General features: G+C 68.1%; 1 pseudogene. It reads left to right on the top strand.

Annotated elements, in window-relative coordinates:
* A pseudogene (locus D2K64_RS24080) lies at window positions 1–562 on the top strand (hypothetical protein); the annotation flags it as partial.

The following is a 562-nucleotide window of genomic DNA, read 5'->3' as shown; positions in this document are numbered from 1 at the left end:
CTGGGCGGCAAGGCCGCCAGCACCATCGGCGGTGACAAATCGACCGGCGATGGCAGCAATGGCGGCAACAGCTCGACCGCCGCAGCCACCAGCACGTTCGCCAGCAAGTTCTGGACTGCCACCCTCGGCGCATACAACTCGATCAGCGGCCTGATCGGTGCCGCCAACCAGGCCCTGGGCAACGCAGAGGCGGGCGCCGCCGTTCTCGGCGGGGAAGCGGGCGATGACGCTTCGGATCTGAGCGACCTGGGCAAGTCCGGCGGTGACACAGGCGACGGTACGGTCGCGAAATCAGGCATCGTGAATGTCGGTGTCGGCGGCAACGGTGGCACAGGCGGCAAGGCTGGCAACATCCTGGTCACCAACAGCGGCTCCATTGCCACGGTGGGCAAGATGTCGGACGGCATCCTGGCCCAGGGCATCGGCGGTGGCGGCGGCAAAGGTGGCGCCGCAACCTCTTCCTCCGTTCAGTCGACCTCCGCCTCCGGGACGGATCAGAGCGGCAAGAAGGTCACCCTGGACAGTGCCATCGGCGTGGGCGGCAGGGGCGGCATCGGGGGTG

Source organism: Teichococcus vastitatis (assembly GCF_003604215.1).
Classification (GTDB): Bacteria; Pseudomonadota; Alphaproteobacteria; order Acetobacterales; family Acetobacteraceae; genus Pseudoroseomonas; species Pseudoroseomonas vastitatis.
This window is presented reverse-complemented; position numbering and strand designations above follow the sequence as displayed.